Genomic DNA, 23,810 nt, shown 5'->3' with positions numbered 1-23,810 from the left:
GACGTCCAATGATCGTGACCGCCCCCCGTACTCCGGCCGCCCGCTGGCCGGCCGTCCGTCCCTGGCTCGGCGTGGCCGCCCGGCTGGGCCTGGCCGCCGTCTGGCTGATCGCCGGCGGCAGCAAGGTCGGTGACCTGGCCGCCTCCGGTCGCGCCGTCAACGCGTACCAGGTCATGCCGTACGACGCCGCCACGGTGGTCGGCGCGGCGCTGCCCTTCGTGGAACTGGCGCTGGGCGTGCTACTGCTCCTCGGGCTGGCCACCCGGCTGAGCGCCGCGATCTCCGCGGCGCTGCTGGTGGTCTTCGTCGCCGGCATCGCCTCGGCCTGGAGCCGGGGCCTGGCGATCGACTGCGGCTGCTTCGGCAGCGGCGGCCAACTCGCCGAGGGGCAGGCGCCGAGCTACCTCCCGGAGATCCTCCGGGACCTGGGATTCCTGGCACTGGCCGGGTTCCTGCTGATCTGGCCCCGCACGCCCGTCTCCGTGGACGGCTGGCTGACGGGGGACGCACCCGTGGAGGACGAGAATGAGTAGTCGCAAGGGGCAGAAGGTCGCCGCGCGGGTGGTCCGCGAACAGCTCGCCCGGGAGCAGCGGCGCAAGCGGACGCTCTGGGTCTCCGTGGCCGCCGTCGCCGTCCTGGTGATCGCCGGCCTCATCGGCTGGAGCGTCTACTCCAGCCAGCGCTCCGACGACTTCACTCCGCCGACCGGCGCGAACGAGGCCGGCACCGGCGTCGTCGCCGGCTCGGGCCCGGTCACGGTGGACATCTACGAGGACTTCCTCTGCCCGGCCTGCAAGCAGTTCGAGCAGGTCAGCGGACCGACGATCGACCAGCTCATCAGCGAGGGCAAGGTCCGGGTCGTCTACCACCCGGTGGCCTACCTCAACCGCTTCTCCACCACCCAGTACTCGACCCGCTCCTCGGCGGCCTCCGGCTGCGCGGCGGAGGGCGGCCGGTACCGGGAGTACGCCAAGGCACTGTTCGACCGGCAGCCGCCGGAGGGCGGCGCCGGGCTCAGCGACGACGAGCTGGTGGACATCGCGGCGGGCGCCGGCATCGACCGGGACGGGTTCGCCTCCTGCCTGCGGGAGGGCACCTTCAAGCCGTGGACGGAGCACGTGACCGACGAGGCCAGCAAGGCCGGCATCACCGGTACCCCGACCATCGTGGTCGACGGCCAGGAGGTCGCCGACCGCAGCCCGGAGGGGATCAAGGCGGCGGTGGAGGCGGCCGGCAAGTGATCCGTGACCTGCTGGCCCGCGCCGGCCTGGTGCTCGCCGCCGCGCTGGCCGCGACGCTCGCGCTCGCCGGGCCGGCGGCCGCGCACGGGGCGGACGCCCCCGACGGCACCGACTACCGCACCGAGGTGACGGCGGTCACCCCGGCGCGGGCGGGGCTGAGCGTACGGGTGGTGGAGGCGGGTGCCCGGCTGGAGCTGACCAACACCGGCGACCACGCCGTCGAGGTGGTCGGCTACTCCGGCGAGCCGTACCTGCGGGTGGGTCCCGACGGGGTGTACGAGAACGTCCGCTCCCCCGCGACGTACCTGAACCGGACCATCGCCGGGGACACCCGGCTGCCGGCCGAGGCGGACCCGGCCGCGCCGCCGGACTGGCGGCGGGTCGACGACTCGTCCACGGTGCGCTGGCACGACCAGCGGGTGCTCTGGCGCGAGTCGGCGCCGCCGCCGCAGGTGCGGGCCGCCGCAGACCGGGAGCACCGGGTGCGGGACTGGGTGGTGCCGCTGCGCGCCGGTGACGAGCCGATGGAGATCCGCGGCACCCTGGACTGGGTGCCGCCGCCGGACGCGTACGCCTGGTGGGTGGTCGCCACGGTCGGGCTGCTCGCGGTGGGCGCGCTGGGGCTGCTGCCGGCCGGGTCGGCGCCGGGCGCGCGGGCGCTGGCCGGGCTCGGCGGGCTGCTGGTGCTCGGCGGGGTGGCCGCGGTGGCGTTCACCGTGGGCCGGGAGTTCGATGCCGGGGCGCGGGGCGTCGGCGGCCTGCTGACCGGCCTGCTCGGCGGGCAGGTGTGGGCGCTGCTGACCGGGCTCGGCGCGATCGCCGCCGGGGTGTACGCGCTGGCCCGACGGCCGGCCGCCGACTTCGCGCTGGCGCTGGCCGGCGCCTGCCTGGCGCTCTTCGCCGGGGTGGCGAACGCCGCGGTCTTCGCCCGCGCCGTCGCCCCCGTCCCGTGGCCGGCGACGGCGGCCCGGATCCTGATCGCCGTCGTCCTGGTCGTCGGAATCGGCGCTGCGGCGGCCGGCGCCCTCCGCCTCCACGCCACCTCCCGCCGCCCCTCTCCCTCTCCCACCCCCGCCCCTGCCCCCCGCCCCTGACACCTCCGCGATCTTGCATTTTCGGCCCTCCACATGACAGGAAAGCCCCTTTTGCCGGGGCGGCAAGTGCAAGATCGCCGGGGGCAGGGTGGGGGTCAGTGGGGGGTGCGGGCTGTCGGGGTGAAGCCGTACGGGAGCTCGAGGCGGTGACGGGACAGGAGGTCCTGGTCGGCCAGGAGGTCCGGCGTCGCACCGTCGGCGACGATCCGCCCGGCGTCCAGGATCACCGAGCGGGCGCAGAGTTCCAGGGCGTACGGCAGGTCGTGGGTCACCATGAGCAGCGTCACCGGCAGCCCGCGCAGGATCTCGGCCAGCTCGCGGCGGGCCGCCGGGTCGAGGTTCGACGACGGCTCGTCGAGGACCAGGATCTCCGGGTGCATGGCGAGCACGGTGGCCACCGCCACCCGGCGCCGCTGCCCGAAGGAGAGGTGGTGCGGCGCGCGGTCCCGGTGTGCGCCCATCCCGACCGCGGCGAGCGCCTCGTCCACCCGGGCGGCCAGCTCCGCCCCGCGTAACCCCAGGTTGGCCGGCCCGAACGCCACGTCCTCGGCGACCGTGGGCAGGAAGAGCTGGTCGTCCGGGTCCTGGAAGACGATCCCCACCCGGCGGCGCACCTCGGCCAGCGTGGCCCGGTCCTGGCTGACGGTCAGGCCGCCGACGCTCACGCTCCCCTCGGTCGGGGTGAGGATGCCGTTGAGGTGCAGCACCAGGGTGGTCTTCCCGGCACCGTTGGGGCCGAGCAGCGCCACCCGGTCGCCGCGCGGCACGGTCAGGTCCACCCCGTGCAGGGCGACGTGCCCGTCCGGGTACGCGTACCGGACGCCACGGACGTCCAGCGAGGCAGCGGTCTGCACGTCTCCGATCATGTCAGCACGACGGCGGTGGCGGCGATGGTGGCCGCCAGGACCGGCACGGTGGCCGCGACCAGCCACTGCCCGGCCGTCGCCGCGCCCGCGCCCTGCCACACCGCCGGCATCCGGCCGGCGTAGCCGCGCGACAGCATCGCCAGGTAGACCCGCTCGCCGCGTTCGAACGCGCGCAGGAAGAGCGCGCCGATGCCGGCGGCGAAGCCGCGCAGCTGCCACAGGAAGCGCGGGTCGTCGCCGCGGGAGACCCGGGCCACCCGCATCCGGCGGGCCTCGCCGACCAGCACGTCGAGGTAGCGCAGCATGAACGTGGCGATCTGGGTGAGGATCTGCGGGCAGCGCAGCCGGTCCAGGCCGACGATCAGGTCGCGGGTCGTCGTGGTCGCGGCCAGCAGGAGCGACGCGAGCACCCCGAGGGTGCCCTTCGCGACGATGTTCCAGGCCCCGAGCAGTCCGTCGGACGACAGGCTGAGGCCGAGCACGTCGACGCGCTCGCCGGCGCCGAGGAACGGCAGGGCGACGGCGAAGAGCACGAACGGCAGCTCGATCAATGACCGGCCGAGCAGCCAGCCCGGGCCGACCCGGGCCAGCGCGGCGACCACCGCGACCAGCAGGGCGTACCCACCGAAGGCCCAGAACGCCTCGCGCGGGGTGGCCACCACGGCGAGGGTGAAGACCACCATCGCCGCGATCTTGACCTCGGGCGGGAGCCGGTGCACCGGCGAGGTGCCCTCCCGGTACAGCACGTGCGCATGCCCGGCGCCCATCCCCGGCTAGCCCCGGCCCGTCGCGCCGGTGCTGGCGCGCTCGCCGTCGACCGCCTCGCGGTCGGCCGCCTGGCCGTCTCGCGGGCCTCGGCGGCGGACCAGCCAGAAGGCCCCGCCGGCCACGGCGAAGGTGAGCAGCACGCCGAGGACGCCGGACAGGCCGGTGGAGAGGAAGTCGTTGTCGATCCCCGCGATGCCGTAGTCGGCCAGCGGGCCGCCGATCTCGTGCTCCTTCTCCTGCTGCGCCGGGCAACTGCCGCCGGTGATGTTGTCGTCGGCGTCGAACGTGCAGCCCTCGCGCAGCGACGAGTCCAGCCCGTCGGGGTGCGACGAGGCGAAGTTGCTCACCACCCCGGCGAGCAGCAGGGCCACCAGCAGCCCGCCGACGAGGAACCCCCAGGAACGCTTCCTCACCGGACACCTCCGACGGCCGGGACGGTGGGCGCGGACGCGGGCCGCAGCCCGCGCAGCGCGTAGACGAGGTCGGGCCGGACCTTGGCGACGGTGACCACCGTGGTCGCGGTGATCAGGCCCTCGCCGATGCCGATCAGCAGGTGGGCGCCGGCCATCGTGCCGGCCAGGCCGCCCAGGTTGCCGCCCAGGTCGGTGGTGCCGCCGAGCCAGTACTGGAACACGAAGCCCATCGACGCGACCACCACGCTGACCAGGGCGGAGACGAAGGCGGTCACGCCGAGGCCGGTCGGGGTGCGGGGCAGCACCCGCAGCAGCAGCGCGATCAGCAGGTACGCGGCGGCGGTGCCGATCACCGCCATGTTGGTGATGTTGAGCCCGAGCATCGCGACGCCCCCGTCACCGAAGACGAGCGCCTGCACGACGAGCACCACGGCCACGCAGAGCGCGCCGACCCACGGGCCGACCAGCATCGCGGCGAGCGCGCCGCCGAGCAGGTGGCCGCTGACGCCGGCGGTGAAGATCGGGAAGTTGAGCATCTGCACGGCGAAGATGAAGGCCGCGACGAGACCCGCCATCGGCGCCAGCCGGTCGTCCAGGTCGCGCCGGCCGCGCAGGACGCCGAGGGTCATCGCGGCCACCGCGACGGCCGCGAAGACCGCGGCGACGGGACCGTCGATGATCCCGTTCGAGATGTGCATCGCCAGCGTTTCCACACGACCTCCCACGCGTCGGCGGTCCGTCCGCGCCCCGCGGGGGTCAGCGTATTTCCCGTACATCGCTGTTGCCAATATCTGGCAACAGCGCATGGCATCGATCACCGTCCGCCGCACGGACGCCGGGCCGGCGCGCACCGGACGCCGGGCCGGTGCCGATGCCGGCGCGTCGCCCGGGGCCGGCAGGCCGGCGCCGGCGGTAGGGTCGTGGCCATGACCGCGCCCGACCGCCTCTCCCCCGGTGACCCCGCGCCCGACTTCCGCCTGCCCACCGACACCGGCGAGACGCTCTCGCTGGCCGACCTGCGCGGCCGCAAGGTCGTGCTGTACGCCTACCCGGCGGCCATGACGCCCGGCTGCACCAAGCAGGCCTGCGACTTCCGCGACTCGCTCGCCTCGCTCCAGGCGGCCGGCTACGAGGTCGTCGGCATCTCGCCGGACAAACCGGAGAAGCTGGCGAAGTTCCGCGAGCGCGACGCCATCACCTTCCCGCTGGTCGCCGACACCGACAAGTCGGTGCTGACCGCGTACGGCGCGTACGGCGAGAAGCAGTCGTACGGCCGGACGGTGACCGGCGTGATCCGCTCGACCTTCGTGATCGACGCCGACGGGAAGATCGAGCGCGCGCTCTACAACGTCAAGGCGACGGGCCACGTCGCCAAGCTGCGCCGCGACCTCGGGCTCGACTGAGGCCGGCCGCCCTCGACCGGTCGCGGGACCCGTCTCGCCGCCCGGCCGGCGAGACGGGCTCGGCACCGTCGTGACCCGACGCTCTAGACTCAGCGGGTCGGCGGGAGTGGCGTAACGGCAGCCGCGGTAGGTTTAGGTCCTATTGTCCGAAAGGACGTGGGGGTTCGAATCCCCCCTCCCGCACCTTCGGGGTCCACCCTGCCCGTGCCACCGGCTGCGCTGTCGGACGCGTCACGATCGCGGGTCGGCGCGGACCCCGCGCGGTCAGGATTGGCCGGTGACCCTGCGCTTCGTCCTCGACCCCGAACTGACCCCCGAGTTGCGCGAGGCGATCGTCGCGCTCTGGGTCGACGTCACCAACGCCGGCGGGGCGGTCGGCTTCGTGCCGCCGGTCACCGCCGCCGACGTCCGGCGCACCGCGGACCCGACGTTCACCGGCATCGCCGAGGGCCCGGACCGCCTCCTGCTCGGGTACGCGGGCGACCGCCTCGTCGCGGCGCTGATCTTCTGCGACAACCGGTTCAACCTGAAGGCGCACTGGTGCGTACTGAAGCGGGTGATGGTCCACCCGGACACCCAGGGCCACGGGTACGGCCTGACGCTGATGCGCGAGGCCGAGCGCCTCGGCCGCGAGCTGGGCCGGGAGGCGCTGCACGTGACGGTCCGGGACGGGCTGGGGCTGGACCGCTTCTACCGGCGGCTCGGTTACCGGGAGGTCGGGCGCCTGCCCGGCGCTCTGCGGGTCGCGCCCGGCGACGACCGCGACGAGATCCTCATGTGGCTCGACCTGACCGCCCCGCACGCGCCCGCGCGCTGACCGACCGCCCCGCGCGCCGAGCCGACGGCTCAGCCGCGCCCGGTCACCATGCCACGCCGATGCCGTCCCCCGGGTACCAGTGGTTGGCCGGGGTCTCCCGGTAGGCGAGGAACTTCCGGCCGGTGCGCTCGGCGTGCTCGGCGAGGACGTTGGTGGCGGTCACGTTGTCGGTGAGCAGGACCGCGCCCGGCGCGAGCTTGCCCTCGACCGCCTCGAACTCGCGCTTCTCGTGGGCCCGGCTGTGGTCGCTGTCGTGCAGGAAGAGGTCGACCGGCCGGTCCAGCGCGGCGATGGAGGCGATGGAGTCGCCGATCACCAGGTCGACCACCTCGGACCAGGGCGCGGTCCGGGCGAGGTAGCCGGCCTCGGGGTTGATGTCCAGCGAGGTGACCCGGCCGGGGTGCCCGTCGGCGGCGTTGCGCAGCAGCGCGGCGGCCAGGACGCAACTGCCGAGCCCCTTGTCGACGCCGGTCTCCACGACGTGCTGCGGTCGTGTGGCGCGGACGATCGCGTACCAGCCGATCCGGCGGGCATAGCGGACGTGCCGGTCGGCGAGGCCCCGGCGGGCCGCGCCGGCGGTGGCGGACTCGATGTGCCGGCGCAGCACGTCGTCCGACTCGATCTCGCCGAAGTACGCGCGGACCTGCTTGACGGGCACGTCGCAGACCACGCTGACGAACCAGGCGAGGTGGTGCCGGCTCAGCTTGGTCAGGTCGTACGTGTAGTTGTGGTGCTCCCGGGAGGTGACCAGCCACCGGGCCGACGTGCGCAGCACCTTGGCGTCGTGGCGGGCGACCCGGGCCAGGCGCTTGGGGAAGGCGGCGACGGGGGCGAAGGGAGTGCGGGCGATGGCTCGCCGGAGCTTCGTTGCGTCCACGAGAGGGTTCTACCAGGCGAAGGGAAACAGATGTGAGAAAAGTTTCCCCGCAACCGGGCCGCGCGGGCCGGAACCTCAGGCGAAACGGGACGAGCGGCGCGTCACCGCCGACCGGACGAGGGTACGCGGGCGCACCGCCGGGTCAGTAGCATCGCCGCCATGCCAACTCCGCAGCAGTCCGTCGAGCCGGAGCCGACGACCGACACCCCCGCGCCCGGGGAACAGGGGACGATCGCCCGGCCCCGTCGCCGCTGGCGGCGGATCGTCCTGGTCAGCATCCTGGTGGTGGCGTTGCTCGGGGTGGGCGGCGTGGTGGCCGGTGGGCTCTATCTGCGCTCGGTGGAGTCGGACATCGAACGGGTCGACGCCTTCACCGACGTGCCGGAGGAGAGCCGACCGCAGCCGGCGACCGCGGGCGCGATGAACATCCTGATCCTGGGCAGCGACACCCGTGACCCGGAGAGCACGTCGGGCTCGCGCACCGACACCATCATCCTGGCCCACCTGCCGAAGGACCGGTCGAGCGCCCAGCTCATCTCGATCCCCCGGGACACCTGGGTGGCGGTGCCACGGTCCAGGGACGGCAACCACGGCGGCCGGGACGCCAAGGTCAACGCCGCCTACGCGTGGGGCGGCGTGCCGCTGATGGTGCAGACCGTGGAGAAGTTCACCGGGGTTCGCATCGACCACGTGGCGATGGTCGACTTCGCCGGGTTCAAGGAGATCATCGACGCGCTGGGCGGCATCGAGATCGACTCGGAGAAGTCCTTCACCTCCATCCACCCGCCGTTCCGGACCTTCCCTCAGGGCCCCCAGAAGATGGACGGGGAGGCGGCGCTCGACTACGCCCGCCAGCGCAAGCAGTTCGCGGACGGGGACTTCGCCCGGATCCGCCACCAGCAGCAGGTGATCAAGGCGATCCTGGACAAGGTCTCGTCGGGCGGCATCCTGACCAATCCCGGGAAGCTGAACTCGTTCCTCCAGGCGACGTCGGACTCGGTCGCGGTGGACAAGAACCTGTCCCTGCTGGACATGGCGACGGAGATGCGGGGCCTGCGCAGCGGCAACCTCTTCTTCCTCACCAGCCCGACGAAGGGCACCGGGCGGGTCGGCAGCGAGAGCGTCGTCTTCGCCGACACCGACCGGGCGCGGTCGTTCTACGACTCCGTACGCCGGGATGCGGTCAAGGAGATCCTCAGCCGCGGCAGGACGTAGGCGCCGTACCCGGACGGGCGGTGCGCCGGTCGGCACCGCCCGTCCGGTCCGGGGCAGGGATCAGTACGCGCCCCGCCGGGCGAGCACCACGCTGACCGTGCGCCACAGGATGCCCAGGTCGTAGACGAGCGACCAGTTGTCCACGTAGTGCAGGTCGAGCCGGACCGCGTCGTCCCAGGTCAGGTCGGAGCGGCCGGAGATCTGCCAGAGCCCGGTGATGCCGGGACGCACGAGCAGGCGGCGCCGGACGTCGCCGCGGTAGTCGTCGTCCTCGGTGGGCAGCGGGCGCGGGCCGACCAGCGACATCTGCCCCATCAGCACGTTGATCAGCTGGGGCAGCTCGTCCAGCGAGAGCGCGCGCAGATGCCGGCCGATCGGCGTGACCCGGGGGTCGTCCTTGATCTTGAACAGCAGGCCGTCGCTCTCGTTCCGGTCCCGCAACGCCTCCAGCCGCTGCTCGGCGTCGGTGTACATGGTGCGGAACTTCCAGACCTTGAACGCCCGCCCCTGGTGGCCGATCCGGGTCTGCCGGAACATGACCGGCCCACGGTCCGTCAGCTTGATGGCCAGCGCGATACCGGCCAGCAGCGGGCTCAGCAGCACCAGCCCGACCAGTGCGGTGACCCGGTCGAGCACGCTCTTGACCAGCAGCGAGAGGCCGGAGATGGTCGGCTCCTCGACGTTGAGCAGGGGCAGGCCCTCGATCGGACGGACGTGGATGCGCGGACCGGTGACGTCGGTGACCTGCGGCACCACCACGAGGTCCAAGCCCGTCCCCTCCAGTTGCCAGGCCAGCTTGCGCAGCTCGTACGACTCCAGGCTGGCCGGGCCGCAGACGGCGATGGTGTCGGCGCCGAGCTGCTGGACCAGGGGCACCAGGTCCCAGCCGACGTAGACCGGCACCGGCGCGGTGACCCGCTCCCCCGGCCTGGGGTGGTGCGGCAGGTGGATGGCGATCGGACGCAGGCCGGCCCCCGGGTTCCGGGTCACCACCTCGTGCACGGCCAGCGCGTCGGAGAGCCGCCCGACGAGCAGCACCTTCTGCGACGCCCGCTGGCTGACCCGGCGGATCCGACGGAGCACGACCCGGGCGACGAACCGCGTCACCAGGGTGTAGAACAGCAGCGCCAGGATGATGGCCGCGACCGTCGCGCGGGACAGGTCCTTCTTGAAGCCGAGCGCCAGGAACGACACGGTGGCGGCCATCGCGACGTTGGCCCGCACCACCCGCTTGAGCTCCTCCGTGCCGCGCCCGAGGGCACGCCGGTCGTACGCGCCAGCGCCGACGAGAATCGTCATCCACATCAGGGGCACCACGACGTTGGCCACCAGGGCGAAGGCGCTGACCGTCCCGCCGAGCACCCGCTGGTCCCAGAAGCCGGCGTCGGCCTCGTCGAGCAGGGCCACCACGCTCCGGCTGGCCGCCAGGGCGGCGACGAAGTCGATGACCACGAGGCAGGCCAGGTAGCGCCGACGCCATCGCGCCCGCGGGGCGACCGGCCGGCCGAAGACCGACCGCGGCATGCCGTTGGACGGGGGTGTGATCACCCCGAGATCGGGATCGAACCTCGGCAACTGTTGCGACGCGACAGCCGAGAGGAACTGAGTCTGCCCGGACACGGCCTTCCTTTCACCTGTGCTACTCGTCGTCACCGGAGGACGGATAGCGGGTCCCGAGAGATGCCCGCGCCGTCGCCGGTGTTCAGCCGGGGCTCGGCGTGACCCCGCGGGTCGGTCGTCGACGCAACTCGTCCAGCAGCGCGGCGTGCGCCGGCTTGGGAGCCAGGCTGCTGTCGAAGAGGCAGGCCGCCCCGTAACCGCGGTGGTAGCCCGGGATCCAGCTACGTGCGTCCGTGAAGCCCCAGACGGTGAACGACACGCAGGCGGGCAGGCCGAGGCAGGCCTGGAGCACCTGCCGGTAGAGCGTGGCCTGCCGCGCCAACCTCTCGGGCGTGGCCGGCAGCGGGACCCGCACGTCCAGTTCGGTGATGGCCACCGAGACGCCCAGTTGCGCGAACCGGCCCAGGTTCCCGGTGAGGTCCCGGGGCGGCTGGTCCCACCGCAGGTGGCTCTGGAAGCCGACGCCGTCCACCGGGACACCGGCCCGGCGCAGGTCCCGGACGAGCCTCCACAGCGCGTCGGCCTTCCGGGTCCGGCCCTCCACGCCGTAGTCGTTGATGAACAGCCGCGCGCCCGGGTCGGCCGCGTGGGCCCAACGGAAGGCGTCGGCGACATAGCCCGGGCCGAGCTTGCGCAGCCAGAGGGTGTCGCGCAGCGTCCCGTCCTCGTCCAGCACCTCGTTGACCACGTCCCAGGCCCAGACACGTCCCCGGTACCGGGAGACCACCGTGGTCACGTGCTCCTGGAGCACGGCACGGACGCGTTCCGCCGGCCAGTCCGGGGAGACCCACTTCGGCACGTCGCTGTGCCACACCAGGGTGTGGCCGTACACCTCCTGGCCGTGCTGCTGCGCGAAGTCGACGATCTGGTCGGCGCCGGTCCAGGCGTACACCCCGGGCAGCGGTTCGAGGTTCCGCCACTTCATGGCGTTCTCGGCCGTCATCGCGTTGAACTCGCTGCCGAGGAGGGCGCGGTAGGCAGGATCCAGGCTCAGCCCCCGGCCGTCCACGGCCGATCCGATCCGCACCCCCGGCGGCATCAGGTCGCGCAGGGTCTCCCGCCCCGGCGTGGCGGAAGCCGACAACGCGGGAGCCGGCCCGGCGTGGCCGCCCGCGGGCGGAGACTCGGGGGTGGACCGGACCAGCGCCATGCCGGCGGCGAGCAACGCCGCGACGACCAGCGCGACCGACACCAGCAGCGCCGGCGGACTGAGCCGACCGAAGCGGGCGCGCGGGGTGGCGTGCCACGCGGCGGCGCCGCTCCCGGCCGGGCCGGAGGCTTGCGGCAGCGACGGCGCGTCACTGTCCCGGCTGGGCAAGTCGACGATCACCGCGCCGGCTGGCCCGGTCCGTCCCGCAGCGCCCACGGCGCCCGGGTGAAGTTCCACCGGGCACGCTCGGCGAACTCCTCGCGCGGCAGCCGTGGCACCGCCTCGTCGGTGAGCAGGCCGGCGAGCGCCCGGGTCACCTCCGCCGGGTCCTCCGGGACCCGGCCGAGTCGCGAAGACTCCGGCTGGCCGATTTCGGCGAGGAAGTCGTCGCACTTCTTCTGGTACGGCACCAGCGCGAACGGGACACCCGCCAGATACGCGAAGATCGCGCCGTGCAGCCGCATGTGCAGGCCGATGTCGCAGCGCTTCATCTCGTCCCAGCACGCTCGCACGCCGTCGCGCGCGGTCACCACGCGGATGTCGCAGAGCCCGTCCAGGGAGGCCCGGAGACGGTCGCTGACCCGTTCGTCGCCGTGCACGGGGTGGGTGTTGAACACGAAGACGGTGACGTCCACCGGCTCCTTCAGGACCAGACGGCGGACGCCCTCGATCAGGGCCTCCTCCCGTTGCCGCATCTGTGGGGCCGCCGCCTCGTGGTCGACGCCGAGCAGGGTCACGCCGAGCCGGGCCCGCCCCCCGCCGGGCCGGGGCCGACGCTCCGGGACCGGTTCGCCGAGCGCCTCGGGGAGCAGCCCGGCGAGGTCGCCGGCGCGGACGAGCACCCCGGGATAGCCGGCACGTTCCAGGATCTCGGCGGAGGCGAGGTCGCGTACGCCGATGAAGTCGATCCGCCGGAGCACCTCGACGAGCCGCCGCTCGGCCGCCGGGGAGAGGAACGGGCCGACGGAGACGCCGACGGCGGCCATGGGGTGCCCGGATGCCCGGGAGAAGAGCGAGAAGAGCTTCTTCTCGCTCACCGGGCCCATGTCGCGGAAGACCGAGCCGCCGCCGAAGACGAGCATCGAGGAGCGGCCCAGCAACGCCGCCTTGTTCAGCACCCAGCCGACCCGGTCGGGCACGCTGCGCGAACGGTACCAGCGGGGATTCATGCCGGTGCTCTCCACCGGAAGGTCGACGATGGGCGGCGCGGCGAAGACGGGTTCCTGGGCACCCCAGTAGGTACGGGCGGCCCAGTCCATGACGACGCAGAAGGCGTTGTCCCCGACGTTCTCCATGCCGTAGTAGCCCACCACCAGTGGGCGGCGGGCGGCGGGACTCGGTTCAGGATGCACGCGGGGTCTCCCTCGTCAGGCGCCGACGCAGATCGTGCCACGACGGCAGGGGCGCGTCCCCGACCACCCGCCTGCGCACCGCGGTCCAGAACAGCGTGCACAGGATGACCTCGGCGACGACGGTGGCCACGGCGGTGCCCCTGACGCCCCACAGCGGGGTGGCCACCGCCAGGGCCACGAGGAACACCAGGGCTCCCACGCCCTGGTACGCCACCTTCCGGCGCAGCAGGCCGCCGCTGGTGAGCAGCGAGGCGACGGCCGCGCCCGCGAAGCGGAACGGGATGGCCAGCGCCAGCAGGGCCATGACGGTGGCGGATTCGCGGTATTCGGGGCCGAGCAGGAAGGGGAGCACCGGGAGACCGCCCAGCGCGACCAGCGCCGCCAGGACGGTGCCGAGCGCCAGCATCCCGAGACCGCCCCAACGGTACGCGATCAGGACGGCGTCGCGGTCGGTACCGGACCACCGGTGCAACCGTGCCAGGAAGTACTGCTGGTAGACGACCCGGGGGACGAGGTAGACGGCGGTCAGCACGGACATCGGGACGGCCAGGACGGCCGCCGCCGACGGGCTGAGGAACTCGGCGGCAACCACCGTGCCCAGGTACATGCCGAGCAGATAGAAGAGGTTGCCCAGCACGAACGGCGTGGCGGCACCCGTCACCCGCGCCGCCCCGACCCGGGACGGGGATCCCGGCGGCAGGTCACGGGGATGGCCTTCGAGGGGCGCCTCACCCCGGAGGAAGGGCAGCATCACCGGCACGCAGGCAAGCACGGTCAGGACCGCCACGACGGCGTAGCCGGCCGCCGCCGCCAGCACGGACGCCCCGAACGCCCACACGGCGAGCACCACGAGCACCCGGGCCAGGTGCGGCGCGACCTGGAGCGCGGAGAGGCCCTGGTAGTCGCCGCGCAGCTGCTGCACCGTGCCGACCAGTGCCAGTGCGGCCTGCGCGACGACGACGGTCGCCAACAGCGCCCGTACGCCGGCTGCCACCGGGTCGGACCACTCGACGAGGCTCCAGGCCAGGATGCCGGCGACGGTCAGGCCGCTGCCGGCCGCCGCAACCCGCAGCGACGGGCCCACCCACCGACGCGCCCGCTCGCCCTCCCGGCCGAACCGTTGCAGCCACAGCTCGGGTACGCCGAAGACCGCCAGCGGCGCGGTCAGCGACACCACCGCCAGTGCGGCGGTGAAGGTGCCGAACGCCTCCTGGGGAAGGCTGCGGGCGAGGAGGATCTGCGTCCCGAACGCGGCCAGGGTGACTCCGACCTGGCTCAGGCCCAACATGCCGAGGTGCACCAGGACCGTGGCGACCCGCCCTCTGGCCGCCCTCGGCCGGGCCGCGCCGCCGTTACCGGCATCCCGGCCGGCACCGTTGCCGGTGTCGAGATCAGCGACCGAGGGTGACAAGCCACTTACCCGTCTCGCTCAGGGTCCGCAGTGCCTTGATGGCCGTGGCCACCCCCGGCCACCTCGAGGGCCGGTACATGTCGATCAGCCGGAACCAGAAGACCAGCCCACCGAGCCGGCCCCGGGTGACGTTCCCGTCGTGTCGTTGGAACAGCACGATCGGGTGGGCCAGATGGCACGGGTGGACGCCGGCGCGCAGGGCACGCAGCATCAACTCCACGTCCTCGAAGAGGCGGAAACTCTCGTCGTACCCCCCGAGCCGGTCGAGCAGCGTGCGGTCGATCGTGGTGCCGGAGTGCTTGAAGGGCAGGCGCGGGCGGGTCAGCACCCCGAGCAGCATGCGCCGCGCCGAGGCGTACTCGGGCAGCCGGATGATGGTGGAGGCCCCCCGGCGGATCTCCGTGTAGTCGGCGTACACCCACGATCCACCGGTGGTGGTCAGCAGGTGGTGCAGCCGGGCGAGCGCGTCAACGGTGAGTTCGTCGTCGGAGTCCAGCACGGTGACGTAGCTGCCCATGGCGGACCGCAGGCCCCGGTTGCGCGCCTCGGCGATGCCGGTCGGCGGTTGGGCGAGCACCCGCACCCGACGGTCCGCCGAGAGATGCGCATCCGCCATCACCTGAGCGACCGGTACCCGCGACCCGTCGTCGACGATGACCACCTCGAAGTCCTCGAAGGTGTTCGCCAGGACGCTGCGCACCGCGTTGACGAGCAGGACGGGACGGTCGCGCACCACGATGCAGACCGAGAAGGTCGGCCGGACGACCGGCATCGTGGGCGCGTCGCTGGCGGCGCTCGCGGTCGGGCCGGAGGACCCGTCGGCCTGCGCGGGCAGGCCGTGCAGCGACGCGGGGAACGACGAGTTCACGGTGTCGACCTGCTCTCCACGGACGGGGCCTCACCCGGGTTCTTCCCGTCGACGGCGAGGACCACCATCTGGCCGAAGAAGAAGAGCCAGAGGAAGTACGGGTAGGCCAGTGGCTTCTGCGTGAGACCGAAGACGACGAGGGTCACGAAGAGCAGCGCCAGGGCGACCCGACCCGACCGGTCGATCCGTCCCCTCACGGTCCGGTAGAGGCCCACGATGACGGCGCCGGTCACGACGACGCCGACGATCCCCCAGATGACCAGCACCCGGAGCAGGTCGTTGTGCATGTCCCAGGGCTCGTAGCCGAACCCGAAGAGCCAGACGTCCACCGGGGAACGACCGAGGATCTCCGCCACGTCGTTCCAGATGGCGCCCCGACCGTGCATGAAGGTGTCGGACCGCACGTCCAGCGACCCCACCTCGGTGAGGGTGACCTCGGCCCGCCTCCAGATGGCGCCGCCCCAGAGCACCCCGACGACCGTGCCGACGACCGCCAGCGCGCCGCCGACCGCCACCGCCGCCCGGCGGTTCGTTCCGCCGGAGCGCCGCGCCGCCACCATCCCGAAGAGCCGCCGCGTCTCGAACGCGGCCACGATCAGGCCCAGGCAGAGGATCGTGAAGCGGTGCAGGGAGACCACGCCCGTGGCGACGAAGAGACCGATCAGCGCGTACCGGACGAGAGTGGGCACCCGCAGCCGGTCGCCCAGGGCATAGACCAGGAACACCGAGAACATCAGCAGCCGGCCCAGCGACATCGGGTGGTAGTAGCCACCGGAGGCCCGCCCGATCTTCTCCCAGTTGGCCAGCTCGAAGTAGAACGAGTACGGGAACAACCCGGCGACCTGGAGCCACGCCAGCAGACAGTGCACGACCGCGCCGGCCACCACCGCCCCGGCGACGAGGCCGAGCACGCGCACCGGGAACCAGTCGCGGCGCATCAGCATCAGCCCGAGCAGGGCGATCGGGGCGAAACCCACGACGAGCCGCATCGCCTCCGCCGGGATGGCGCTGGTCGCCTCCTGCGGCGGACCGTAGATCGAGTAGCGACGGACGTCGAACAGGTTCAACAGGTCCTCGCGGGCCGGGACGGCGAGGTAGCTGACCGCGGAGAGCACGAGCAGCAGCGTCAGCCCACCCGCCACAAGGAGGATGGATCGGGGCGGCAGCCGCCGGGCGCCGATCGCCACGACACCGAGCGCGACGACCATGCACGCCGCACCGAGCGCGGTGAGCAGCACCCCCAGGTCGAATCCGCCGCCGGCGTCCTTCTCACCGATGTCGAGCAGCGGCTTCACCGCGACCAGCACCAGCGCGGCGGTGGCCAGGAAGCGCGCCACCTGCTCGTGACGGGCCGGTGGCGCGGCCCGGTGCCCTCGCCGGAGGGGCGGTCGCCGCTCCGGTGTGGTCAAGGTCTCCATCGCGGGTGCGTCTCTCCCATCAGTGTCCGCCGCGGCAGCAGCCGACAACGCGGGCAGGTCGGCCGGCCGACGGCCCCCACTGCCATTTCCTCGCCGATCCACGGGTCGGCTGTCGTGCCTGTGGCGACCGGCGGGTTGCGGAATGTCCACAGGCGCTGCCCGGCCCCGCCCCAGAAACATGAGGACGATACCAGCGGCGCAGGCCACGCCGGTGTCCGGTTTCCGCACGACAGGAACGACCGGAGCGGGTGTTGCGGCAGGACGTGCGGTCCGGCAAGCTGTACCGCCGTACCCGGGCCCGGTCCGAGGCGGGGTGCTGCGTGAGGTGAACCGTCCGGTCGGCCGCGGTGGGAGACACGATCCCGACCACCGCGCGGAAGTGTGGAACTGGTGTGACTGCCCCGTGAACTACCGATGATCAGCGTGGTGATGGCCGCGCACAACGAGGCCCGCGTCATCGGTGACTGCCTCGACGCGCTGCTCGCCGACGCCGCCCCCGGCGAGCTCGACATCGTGGTGGTCGCCAACGGCTGCACCGACGACACCGCCCGGATCGCCGCCGCCCGGCCCGGCGTCCGGGTCATCGAGGTGGCGCAGGCCGGCAAGTCCAACGCCCTGAACGTGGGCGACGCGGCAGCCCGCGGCTTTCCCAGGGTCTACCTGGACGCGGACGTGGTGTTGAGCCGCGGCGCGCTGCGCGCGATGGCCGCGGCGCTCGGGGCCGAGGGTGGGCCGCTGGCCGTGATGCCTCGCCGGCACATGGTGACGACGGGCCGGTCCCTGGCGGTTCGGGCCTACTACACGATCAACACCCGACTGCCGATCTTCGCGGACGCGCTCTTCGGCCGTGGCGCGATGGGCATCTCCGCGGCAGGGCGGGAACGGTTCGACCGTTTCCCGGAGCAGATCGCCGACGACCTCTTCCTGGACTCGATGTTCTCGTCGGACGAGAAGCAGGAGGTGGCCGACGCCACGTCCTACGTGCAGGCCCCTCGACGCACCCGGGACCTGGTCCGGACCTTGGCGCGGGTGCGTGCGGGCAACACCATGCTGCGGGCCAGCCACGCCGGTATTCGCGCCTCGGCGCCGTCCTCCTGGTTGCGGGACGTGGTCCTGCCCCGACCGTGGCTCGCGCCGACGGCGGCGGTGTACGTGGCCATCACCGTGGCGGCCGCGCTCAAGGCCCGCCGTCACCCGCGCGACGCCTGGGGACGGGACCACTCCACCCGTTGACCGCCCGGCGGCACGCCGAGCAGGGCACCGCCGGGCCCGTCACCTGCCGGCGCCGACCTTCAGTAGCTTCTGCGGCGCCGCCGCATCAGCAGCACCACGGCGACGACGAGCCCGACCACCAGGGCGACCCCCGCGCCGGCGAACAGCGCGACCGGCAGCCGCGAGGACTCCGTCGAATCCCCTTCCAGCCTGGCCCGGTCCATGGCGTTCTGCCGGTAGGCCTGGGCGAGCAGGTTGGTGGGCGACGCCGTCGCCACGGTGTCGAACAGGCTGATGGCCTCCGCGTTCCGGCCGGCGAAGAAGGCGTCGAGACCGTCACGGTACGTCCGGTCCGATTCGGCCAGACCGGCCTGGACGCCACCCTCGCCGAGCAGCCCGGCGACCACCGACACCGGCACGAGGGCACGGTTGGCCCCGCCGTTGGCGGCCCGGTCGTTGTCCACCACGCCGACGACCCGACCGCTGGTGTCGATGGCGATCCCGCCGTGCGAGTAGATGCCGACATCGCCGTTGACCCGCGCGACGGTCACCGCACCCTGGTTCGCCGTGCCGGACACCTGCACCGGCTTCGCGTTCAGGGTGTAGGTGGCGGCGCGGAAGTCGGCGTCGGTCGTGCCGTAGCCGATCACGAGCAGCGACGTGCCGGAGGCGAGCGCAGCCTCCGCGTTCAACTCGACCGTGGCGAGGTTCGTCTGGGCAAGCTTCACCAACGCCAGGTTGCCGTTGTCGGCGGGGAGGACACGCACCACCTCGACCGGCACGGCCGGGCTGGCGGTCAGGTCACCGCGCGCGACGTTGAACTGCCCGAACACCTGGTTGGTGGGTGCCGAGCCGGGCTCGCTGCCGGTGAAGCTCGTGGTGGCCATCTTCGTCCGGACGTACTGGTCGAGGGCCGACGAGCTGAGCTTCTTCTGCTCGATGAGGATCCGGCCCAGGGTGTAGAGGGCCCGCTCGCGGGCGGCCTCGGCCTCCGGCCGTACGCACTGGCCGTTGGTGAGCACGTGGCCGTCCGCGTTGACCACGAACCCGCTGCACCGCCGCTTGAAGGTGATCGGGGTGGCGCTGAGCGGGACGTTGGACTTCGTCTCCCGCAGCACGCCGGTGAAGACCGCCTCGATGAAGACCACGGAGGGCGCGGCGATGGCCAGCGCACGCTCCTCGGGGCTGTACGGAGCCGCCTGCGCCCACGGCTTGAGGCCCGGGTTCACCGGGGCCGCGCTGGGGAACGCGGAGGGTGCCACGGTCGGCGTCGCCGTGGGTTCGGCGGGCTCACCCGGGGCGAGCACCCAGACGGCGGCGCCGACGCCCAGGGCGACCACCAGGACGAGGGCGGCGAGACCCACCCACAGACCGGTCCGGCCCTTGGACGGCTTCGAGGGCTTGATCCGGGGCGCCGACGGCGCGAACGGGTCGTACGCCGGGGCGGCGCTTGTCTGGGCGGCCGGCGACAGGGGCGCGGCCGGCTGTGTGGGCGTCATGGTGGTCGGCGCGTCCCAGGACGGCGCGGGCGTGGCGGAGACCGGGTGCGGCGCCGATGCCTCGGGCTGGGTGGGCATCGGTCCGGCCTGCGCCGCCCACGGCGTGTGTGGCGGCGCCGACGTGGGCACCGGCCCGCCCGAGACCGGATACGGGGGCGCGGAAGCGGCCTGGGGCGGGGCGGACACCTGCTGGGGCGGCGCGGACACGGGTGGCGTCGCCGCCGGCCCCGCCGCCACCGGCTGGTACTCGACGCCGAGCGCGCGCAGGAGCTTCTCCGCGCCCGGACCGGCCTCCGCCGGGTACGCGACCCAGGGAGAGGGCGCGGAGAAGTCGGCGTACGTGTAGGCCTGGCCGTCCGGCGCCTGGGCGAGCGCGTCCGCCATCGCCGAGTATGCCTCCCGCCAGCGCGGATCGTTCGCCACGATCGCGTCCAGCACGGCCACTGTCACGAACCGGCCCTGCGCGTCGATGGCCGCCCATGCCTTCCCGACCGGGCAGGTGCCCAGGATGTGGGTGAACCTGTACGGGCCATCCGGCTGCATGCCAACTCCTCCGCTCAACCGCCCTGCGGATCCTACAGAGGGCACGCTCACGCGGCCGTCGGCCGGTCGGCGGACGGGCCGCGGCCCACACCGGTCGGCCCCGGCTCCGGGTGCCCGGGTCGGCGACCGGTTTGTCCAGGTTGGAGGCGGCGACGTGGGTGTTGCTTTGTGAAAGTTTTCATGCATAGAGTCAGCGTGTGAATGACGGAGCTGTCGCGGAACCCACCGAGCAGGTGCTGGACCTGTTCCAGGGGGTCCGGCTCACACCGACCCAGCGCCGGATCGCGCACTGCCTGGTGCAGCACGCGCCGACGGCGGCGTACCTGTCGGCGGCCGAGGTGGCCGAGCTGGCGGGGGTCAGCCAGCCGTCGGTGACCCGCTTCGCGGTGGCGCTCGGCCACGACGGCTACCCCGCGCTGCGCCGCCGGCTCCGCGAGCTGACCGCCGGCACGCCGGGCGGCCCCGCCGACGCGGGCAACGAACTCCAGCAGGCCGTACGCGCCGAGATCGGCAACCTCGACCGGCTCGCCGGGCAGCTCGCCGACCGGGACCGGCTCGCCGAGACCGGGAGGCTGCTGGCCGCCAGCCGCCCCCTGCCGGTGCTCGGCCTGCGGGCCGCCGCGCCGCTGGCCGCGTACTTCGCCTACTTCGCGGCCAAGGTGCACCCCGACGTGCGGGTGCTCGACGACGGCGGCAGCCTGCTCACCGACCGCCTCGAACAGGCCGCCGCGGCCGGGGCGGGCGCCCTGCTCGCCTTCGTGCTCCCCCGCTACCCCCGGGAGACCATGGACGCGCTGCGCGAGGCGCGCGCCGCCGGCCTGCGTGTGGTGGCCATCACCGACTCGCCGGTCAGCCCGGCCACCGAGCACGCCGACGTGGTGCTGCCCGCCGCGGTCGGCGCTCAGCTCGTCTTCGACCTGCACACCGCCCCGATGACCCTGGCCATGGTGCTGCTCCAGGCCATCTGTGACGCCGACCCCGCCGACACCCAACGCCGGCTGGAGGCCTTCGAGGCGTCCGCCGCCCGCCGCCAGTTGTTCCTCGGCTGAGAGGAGACCCGAGATGTCCCAGCCCGTCCGCGCCGCGCGCGGCACCGAACGCACCGCCCGTGGTTGGCCGCAGGAGGCCGCACTGCGGATGCTGATGAACAACCTCGACCCGGAGGTGGCCGAGCGCCCCGAGGACCTGGTGGTCTACGGCGGCACCGGGAAGGCCGCGCGGGACTGGCCGTCGTACCACGCGCTGGTGCGCACCCTGACCGACCTGCGCGACGACGAGACCATGCTGGTGCAGTCCGGCCGGCCGGTGGGCGTCATGCGCACCCACGAGTGGGCGCCCCGGGTGCTGCTGGCCAACTCCAACCTGGTGGGCGACTGGGCCACCTGGCCGGAGTTCCGCCGCCTGGAGCAGCTCGGCCTGACCATGTACGGGCAGATGACCGCCGGCTCGTGGATCTACATCGGCACCCAGGGCATCCTCCAGGGCACCTACGAGACGTTCGCCGCCGTCGCCGCCAAGAGGTTCGGCGGCACCCTGGCGGGCACGCTGACGCTGACCGCCGGATGCGGCGGGATGGGCGGGGCGCAGCCCCTCGCGGTCACCATGAACGGGGGCGCCTGCCTGATCGTCGACGTGGACCGGAGCCGGCTGGACCGGCGGGTGCACGACCGCTACCTCGACGAGGTCGCCGACTCCCTCGACGACGCCGTCGAGCGGGCGCTCGCCGCGAGGCGGGACCGCCGCGCGCTGAGCGTCGGCGTGGTCGGCAACGCGGCCACGGTCTTCCCGGAGCTGCTGCGCCGGGGTGTCGCCATCGACATCGTCACCGACCAGACCAGCGCGCACGACCCCCTGTCGTACCTGCCCGAGGGGGTGGAGCTGGCCGACGCCCGGGACTACGCGGCGGCGAAGCCGGCCGAGTTCACCGACCGGGCGCGGGCGTCGATGGCGAAGCACGTCGAGGCGATGGTCGGGTTCCTCGACGCCGGGGCGGAGGTCTTCGACTACGGCAACTCGATCCGGGGCGAGGCGAAGCTCGGCGGGTTCGAGCGGGCCTTCGACTTCCCCGGCTTCGTGCCCGCGTACATCCGGCCGCTGTTCTGCGAGGGCAAGGGCCCGTTCCGGTGGGCGGCGCTCTCCGGCGACCCGGCCGACATCGCCGCGACCGACCGGGCCATCCTCGAGCTGTTCCCCGAGAACGAGTCGCTGGCCCGGTGGATCCGGATGGCCGGCGAGCGGGTCGCGTTCCAGGGTCTGCCGGCGCGGATCTGCTGGCTCGGCTACGGCGAGCGCGACAAGGCCGGCGTGCGGTTCAACGAGATGGTCGCCTCCGGTGAGCTGAGCGCGCCCGTGGTGATCGGCCGGGACCACCTGGACTGCGGCAGCGTGGCCAGCCCCTACCGGGAGACCGAGGCGATGGCCGACGGCTCCGACGCGATCGCCGACTGGCCGCTGCTCAACGCGCTGGTCAACACCGCCAGCGGGGCGTCCTGGGTGTCGATCCACCACGGGGGCGGGGTCGGCATCGGGCGGTCGATCCACGCCGGGCAGGTCTGCGTCGCCGACGGCACCGCCCTGGCCGGGCAGAAGATCGAGCGGGTGCTCACCAACGACCCGGCGATGGGCGTGATCCGGCACGTCGACGCCGGCTACGACGCCGCCCGCGAGGTCGCCGCGCGCACCGGCGTCCGCACCCCCATGGCCGAGGCGTGAGGCGGGGCACCTTGTTAACGGATTTGGTAGAGGAAGGGTCCCTTCCTTACAGGTTCCGGGCGCTGTGGGACGAGATCGCGCCGATCGGGCGGGACGACCGCAGCGGCGGCTACCTGCGGTACGCGCTGACCGAGCCGGAGCTGCGGCTGCGGGAGTGGTTCCGCGACCAGGCCGGCCAACGCGGCATGCCGGTCACCGAGGACGGCAACGGCAACCTGTTCGCCTGGTGGGGTGAGCCGGCGGCCGGCGGCGCGGTGCTGACCGGCAGCCACTTCGACTCGGTGCCGCACGGCGGGGCGTACGACGGGCCGCTCGGCATCGTCAGCGCGTTCCTCGCCGTGGACGAGCTGCGCGCGGCCGGTGTCGCGCCGGCCCGCCCGCTGGTGGTCGGCGCGTTCGTCGAGGAGGAGGGGGCGCGGTTCGGCGTACCGTGCCTCGGGTCGCGGCTGCTCACCGGGGAGATCGCGGTGGACCGCGCGGCCGGGTTGCGCGACGCCGCCGGGGTGAGCTTCGCCGAGGCGCTGGGCGAGCGGCCGGCGGGCGCCCAGCCGGAGCTGGTCGGCAGCTTCGCCGCCTTCGTGGAGCTGCACGTCGAGCAGGGCCGCGCGCTGGTCGAGGGCGACGCGCCCGTCGCGGTCGCCAGCGCGATCTGGCCGCACGGCCGTTGGCGCTTCGAGTTCAGCGGCGAGGGCAACCACGCGGGTACGACCCGGATGGTCGACCGCCGCGACCCCATGCTGACGTACGCCTTCACGGTGCTGGCGGCGAACAAGGAGGCCCGGCTGCGCGGCGCCCACGCCACCGTCGGCCGGGTGTCGGTGGAGCCGAACGCGACCAACGCGATCCCGTCGAAGGTGACCGGGTGGCTGGACGCCCGCGCCGCCGAGCCGGACACGCTGACCGGGCTGGTCGACGCGGTGCACGCCAAGGCCGCCGAGCGGGCCCGCCGGGACGGTACGGAGGTGGCGCTGACCGAGGAGTCGGCCACCCCGCTGGTCGCCTTCGACGGCGGCCTGGCCGGCCGGCTCGCGGCCCTGCTCGACGCGCCGGTGCTGCCGACCGGGGCGGGCCACGACGCCGGGGTGCTCGCCGCGCACGTGCCCACGGCGATGCTCTTCGTGCGCAACCCGACCGGGGTCTCGCACTCCCCGGCGGAGTCGGCCACCGACGCCGACTGCGCCGCCGGGGTGACCGCCCTGGCCCGGGTGCTGGAGGAGCTGACATGCCGCTGAACATCCTGCCGGCGGCGGTGCGGCCCCGCCGGGACGCGCGATGGACGGCCGGGACGCCGGGGCTGGTGGTCTCATGGACGGGGCAGCTCGACAGGGGG

General features: G+C 73.5%; 22 protein-coding genes and 1 tRNA gene. 11 read left to right on the top strand and 12 right to left on the bottom strand.

Going from position 1 to position 23,810, the window contains the following annotated elements; all coding sequences use genetic code 11:
• Positions 1 to 8 precede the first annotated feature (8 nt).
• The 3 genes from ACGF5G_RS05305 to ACGF5G_RS05295 are packed head-to-tail and all read left to right on the top strand — an operon-like array spanning position 9 to position 2,336.
• Positions 9 to 533 (top strand): MauE/DoxX family redox-associated membrane protein, encoded by a 525-nt coding sequence (locus ACGF5G_RS05305; protein WP_393259124.1) that lies wholly within the window; start codon positions 9 to 11, stop codon positions 531 to 533.
• A complete protein-coding gene (locus ACGF5G_RS05300; protein WP_393259122.1) occupies positions 526 to 1,242 on the top strand; it encodes a DsbA family protein in 717 nt (238 codons plus the stop codon). The genes ACGF5G_RS05305 and ACGF5G_RS05300 overlap by 8 nt, the downstream gene beginning before the upstream one ends.
• Entirely contained in the window at positions 1,239 to 2,336 is a 1,098-nt protein-coding gene (locus ACGF5G_RS05295; RefSeq protein WP_393259121.1) for a hypothetical protein, read from the top strand. Before ACGF5G_RS05300 ends, ACGF5G_RS05295 begins: the two co-directional genes overlap by 4 nt.
• 95 nt (positions 2,337 to 2,431) lie before the next feature.
• Here the strand turns inward: ACGF5G_RS05295 and ACGF5G_RS05290 are convergent, their stop codons facing one another.
• Genes ACGF5G_RS05290 through ACGF5G_RS05275 form a run of 4 tightly spaced genes read right to left on the bottom strand, consistent with a single transcriptional unit; the run spans position 2,432 to position 5,096 of the window.
• Positions 2,432 to 3,202: an energy-coupling factor ABC transporter ATP-binding protein gene (locus tag ACGF5G_RS05290; protein WP_393259119.1), complete on the bottom strand. Its 771-nt coding sequence runs from the start codon at positions 3,200 to 3,202 to the stop codon at positions 2,432 to 2,434.
• Positions 3,199 to 3,969 (bottom strand): cobalt ECF transporter T component CbiQ, encoded by a 771-nt coding sequence (cbiQ, locus tag ACGF5G_RS05285; RefSeq protein ID WP_393259118.1) that lies wholly within the window; start codon positions 3,967 to 3,969, stop codon positions 3,199 to 3,201. Before cbiQ ends, ACGF5G_RS05290 begins: the two co-directional genes overlap by 4 nt.
• 6 nt (positions 3,970 to 3,975) lie before the next feature.
• Positions 3,976 to 4,383: a PDGLE domain-containing protein gene (locus ACGF5G_RS05280; RefSeq protein ID WP_393259117.1), complete on the bottom strand. Its 408-nt coding sequence runs from the start codon at positions 4,381 to 4,383 to the stop codon at positions 3,976 to 3,978.
• Complete coding sequence (locus ACGF5G_RS05275; protein ID WP_393259115.1) at positions 4,380 to 5,096, bottom strand: energy-coupling factor ABC transporter permease; 717 nt, start codon at positions 5,094 to 5,096, stop codon at positions 4,380 to 4,382. The genes ACGF5G_RS05280 and ACGF5G_RS05275 overlap by 4 nt, the downstream gene beginning before the upstream one ends.
• Positions 5,097 to 5,309: 213 nt before the next feature.
• Here ACGF5G_RS05275 and bcp point away from each other — a divergent pair, with 213 nt between their 5' ends.
• The 3 genes from bcp (at position 5,310) to ACGF5G_RS05260 (ending at position 6,603) form a co-directional block, all read left to right on the top strand.
• A complete protein-coding gene (gene bcp, locus ACGF5G_RS05270; RefSeq protein WP_350676747.1) occupies positions 5,310 to 5,786 on the top strand; it encodes a thioredoxin-dependent thiol peroxidase in 477 nt (158 codons plus the stop codon).
• Between the two features lie 100 nt (positions 5,787 to 5,886).
• Positions 5,887 to 5,969, top strand: a tRNA-Leu gene (locus ACGF5G_RS05265).
• 94 nt (positions 5,970 to 6,063) lie between these two features.
• Entirely contained in the window at positions 6,064 to 6,603 is a 540-nt protein-coding gene (locus ACGF5G_RS05260; RefSeq protein WP_393259113.1) for a GNAT family N-acetyltransferase, read from the top strand.
• A 43-nt stretch (positions 6,604 to 6,646) separates the two neighbouring features.
• On the opposite strand, the gene ACGF5G_RS05255 is transcribed toward ACGF5G_RS05260, so the two are convergent.
• Positions 6,647 to 7,480, bottom strand: a complete 834-nt coding sequence (locus ACGF5G_RS05255; protein ID WP_393259111.1) for a class I SAM-dependent methyltransferase — start codon at positions 7,478 to 7,480, stop codon at positions 6,647 to 6,649.
• Positions 7,481 to 7,747: 267 nt separating this feature from the next.
• Here ACGF5G_RS05255 and ACGF5G_RS05250 point away from each other — a divergent pair, with 267 nt between their 5' ends.
• On the top strand, positions 7,748 to 8,695 hold the full coding sequence (locus ACGF5G_RS05250; RefSeq protein ID WP_393259236.1) for an LCP family protein: 948 nt from the start codon (positions 7,748 to 7,750) through the stop codon (positions 8,693 to 8,695).
• A gap of 60 nt (positions 8,696 to 8,755) precedes the next feature.
• Here the strand turns inward: ACGF5G_RS05250 and ACGF5G_RS05245 are convergent, their stop codons facing one another.
• The 6 genes from ACGF5G_RS05245 to ACGF5G_RS05220 all read right to left on the bottom strand — a co-directional run bounded on the left by ACGF5G_RS05245 (position 8,756) and on the right by ACGF5G_RS05220 (position 16,514).
• Positions 8,756 to 10,219 carry a sugar transferase gene (locus ACGF5G_RS05245; RefSeq protein WP_393259234.1) on the bottom strand — a complete coding sequence of 488 codons (1,464 nt, stop codon included), beginning with the start codon at positions 10,217 to 10,219 and terminating at the stop codon, positions 8,756 to 8,758.
• A 178-nt stretch (positions 10,220 to 10,397) separates the two neighbouring features.
• Positions 10,398 to 11,645, bottom strand: coding sequence for an endo-1,4-beta-xylanase (locus tag ACGF5G_RS05240; RefSeq protein WP_393259109.1), 1,248 nt, complete (start codon positions 11,643 to 11,645; stop codon positions 10,398 to 10,400).
• Positions 11,642 to 12,817: a polysaccharide pyruvyl transferase family protein gene (locus ACGF5G_RS05235; protein ID WP_393259107.1), complete on the bottom strand. Its 1,176-nt coding sequence runs from the start codon at positions 12,815 to 12,817 to the stop codon at positions 11,642 to 11,644. The genes ACGF5G_RS05240 and ACGF5G_RS05235 overlap by 4 nt, the downstream gene beginning before the upstream one ends.
• Entirely contained in the window at positions 12,807 to 14,228 is a 1,422-nt protein-coding gene (locus ACGF5G_RS05230) for a lipopolysaccharide biosynthesis protein (protein ID WP_393259105.1), read from the bottom strand. Before ACGF5G_RS05230 ends, ACGF5G_RS05235 begins: the two co-directional genes overlap by 11 nt.
• Positions 14,209 to 15,096, bottom strand: a complete 888-nt coding sequence (locus tag ACGF5G_RS05225; protein ID WP_393259104.1) for a glycosyltransferase family 2 protein — start codon at positions 15,094 to 15,096, stop codon at positions 14,209 to 14,211. The genes ACGF5G_RS05230 and ACGF5G_RS05225 overlap by 20 nt, the downstream gene beginning before the upstream one ends.
• Positions 15,093 to 16,514 (bottom strand): hypothetical protein, encoded by a 1,422-nt coding sequence (locus tag ACGF5G_RS05220; protein WP_393259102.1) that lies wholly within the window; start codon positions 16,512 to 16,514, stop codon positions 15,093 to 15,095. The genes ACGF5G_RS05225 and ACGF5G_RS05220 overlap by 4 nt, the downstream gene beginning before the upstream one ends.
• Before the next feature lie 414 nt (positions 16,515 to 16,928).
• On the opposite strand from ACGF5G_RS05220, the gene ACGF5G_RS05215 reads away from it, so the two are divergent.
• Positions 16,929 to 17,747, top strand: coding sequence for a glycosyltransferase (locus ACGF5G_RS05215; protein ID WP_393259101.1), 819 nt, complete (start codon positions 16,929 to 16,931; stop codon positions 17,745 to 17,747).
• Between the two features lie 59 nt (positions 17,748 to 17,806).
• On the opposite strand, the gene ACGF5G_RS05210 is transcribed toward ACGF5G_RS05215, so the two are convergent.
• The gene (locus ACGF5G_RS05210; RefSeq protein WP_393259100.1) at positions 17,807 to 19,768 is read right to left on the bottom strand and encodes a trypsin-like peptidase domain-containing protein; all 1,962 of its coding nucleotides are present in this window, start codon (positions 19,766 to 19,768) and stop codon (positions 17,807 to 17,809) included.
• Positions 19,769 to 19,965: 197 nt separating this feature from the next.
• On the opposite strand from ACGF5G_RS05210, the gene ACGF5G_RS05205 reads away from it, so the two are divergent.
• Genes ACGF5G_RS05205 through ACGF5G_RS05195 form a run of 3 tightly spaced genes read left to right on the top strand, consistent with a single transcriptional unit; the run spans position 19,966 to position 23,712 of the window.
• Complete coding sequence (locus ACGF5G_RS05205; protein WP_393259099.1) at positions 19,966 to 20,817, top strand: MurR/RpiR family transcriptional regulator; 852 nt, start codon at positions 19,966 to 19,968, stop codon at positions 20,815 to 20,817.
• Positions 20,818 to 20,830: 13 nt separating this feature from the next.
• Positions 20,831 to 22,480 carry a urocanate hydratase gene (gene hutU, locus ACGF5G_RS05200; protein ID WP_393259098.1) on the top strand — a complete coding sequence of 550 codons (1,650 nt, stop codon included), beginning with the start codon at positions 20,831 to 20,833 and terminating at the stop codon, positions 22,478 to 22,480.
• An 11-nt stretch (positions 22,481 to 22,491) separates the two neighbouring features.
• Positions 22,492 to 23,712, top strand: a complete 1,221-nt coding sequence (locus tag ACGF5G_RS05195) for an allantoate amidohydrolase (protein ID WP_393259097.1) — start codon at positions 22,492 to 22,494, stop codon at positions 23,710 to 23,712.
• Positions 23,713 to 23,810: the final 98 nt, after the last annotated feature.

Source organism: Micromonospora sp. NPDC047730 (genome assembly GCF_043204765.1).
GTDB lineage: Bacteria > Actinomycetota > Actinomycetes > Mycobacteriales > Micromonosporaceae > Micromonospora.
Note: the sequence above shows the minus strand (reverse complement) of the source record. Positions and strands in the feature narration are given on the sequence as shown.

Excerpts from the sequence above, each read along its gene's own strand:
- ACGF5G_RS05305 (WP_393259124.1), top strand. The coding sequence starts at position 9 with ATGATCGTGACCGCCCCCCGTACTCCGGCCGCCCGCTGGCCGGCCGTC.
- ACGF5G_RS05300 (WP_393259122.1), top strand. The coding sequence starts at position 526 with ATGAGTAGTCGCAAGGGGCAGAAGGTCGCCGCGCGGGTGGTCCGCGAA.
- ACGF5G_RS05290 (WP_393259119.1), bottom strand. The coding sequence starts at position 3,202 with ATGATCGGAGACGTGCAGACCGCTGCCTCGCTGGACGTCCGTGGCGTC.
- cbiQ (WP_393259118.1), bottom strand. The coding sequence starts at position 3,969 with ATGGGCGCCGGGCATGCGCACGTGCTGTACCGGGAGGGCACCTCGCCG.
- bcp (WP_350676747.1), top strand. The coding sequence starts at position 5,310 with ATGACCGCGCCCGACCGCCTCTCCCCCGGTGACCCCGCGCCCGACTTC.
- ACGF5G_RS05245 (WP_393259234.1), bottom strand. The coding sequence starts at position 10,219 with ATGCCGCGGTCGGTCTTCGGCCGGCCGGTCGCCCCGCGGGCGCGATGG.
- ACGF5G_RS05220 (WP_393259102.1), bottom strand. The coding sequence starts at position 16,514 with ATGGAGACCTTGACCACACCGGAGCGGCGACCGCCCCTCCGGCGAGGG.
- ACGF5G_RS05215 (WP_393259101.1), top strand. The coding sequence starts at position 16,929 with ATGATCAGCGTGGTGATGGCCGCGCACAACGAGGCCCGCGTCATCGGT.
- ACGF5G_RS05210 (WP_393259100.1), bottom strand. The coding sequence starts at position 19,768 with ATGCAGCCGGATGGCCCGTACAGGTTCACCCACATCCTGGGCACCTGC.
- hutU (WP_393259098.1), top strand. The coding sequence starts at position 20,831 with ATGTCCCAGCCCGTCCGCGCCGCGCGCGGCACCGAACGCACCGCCCGT.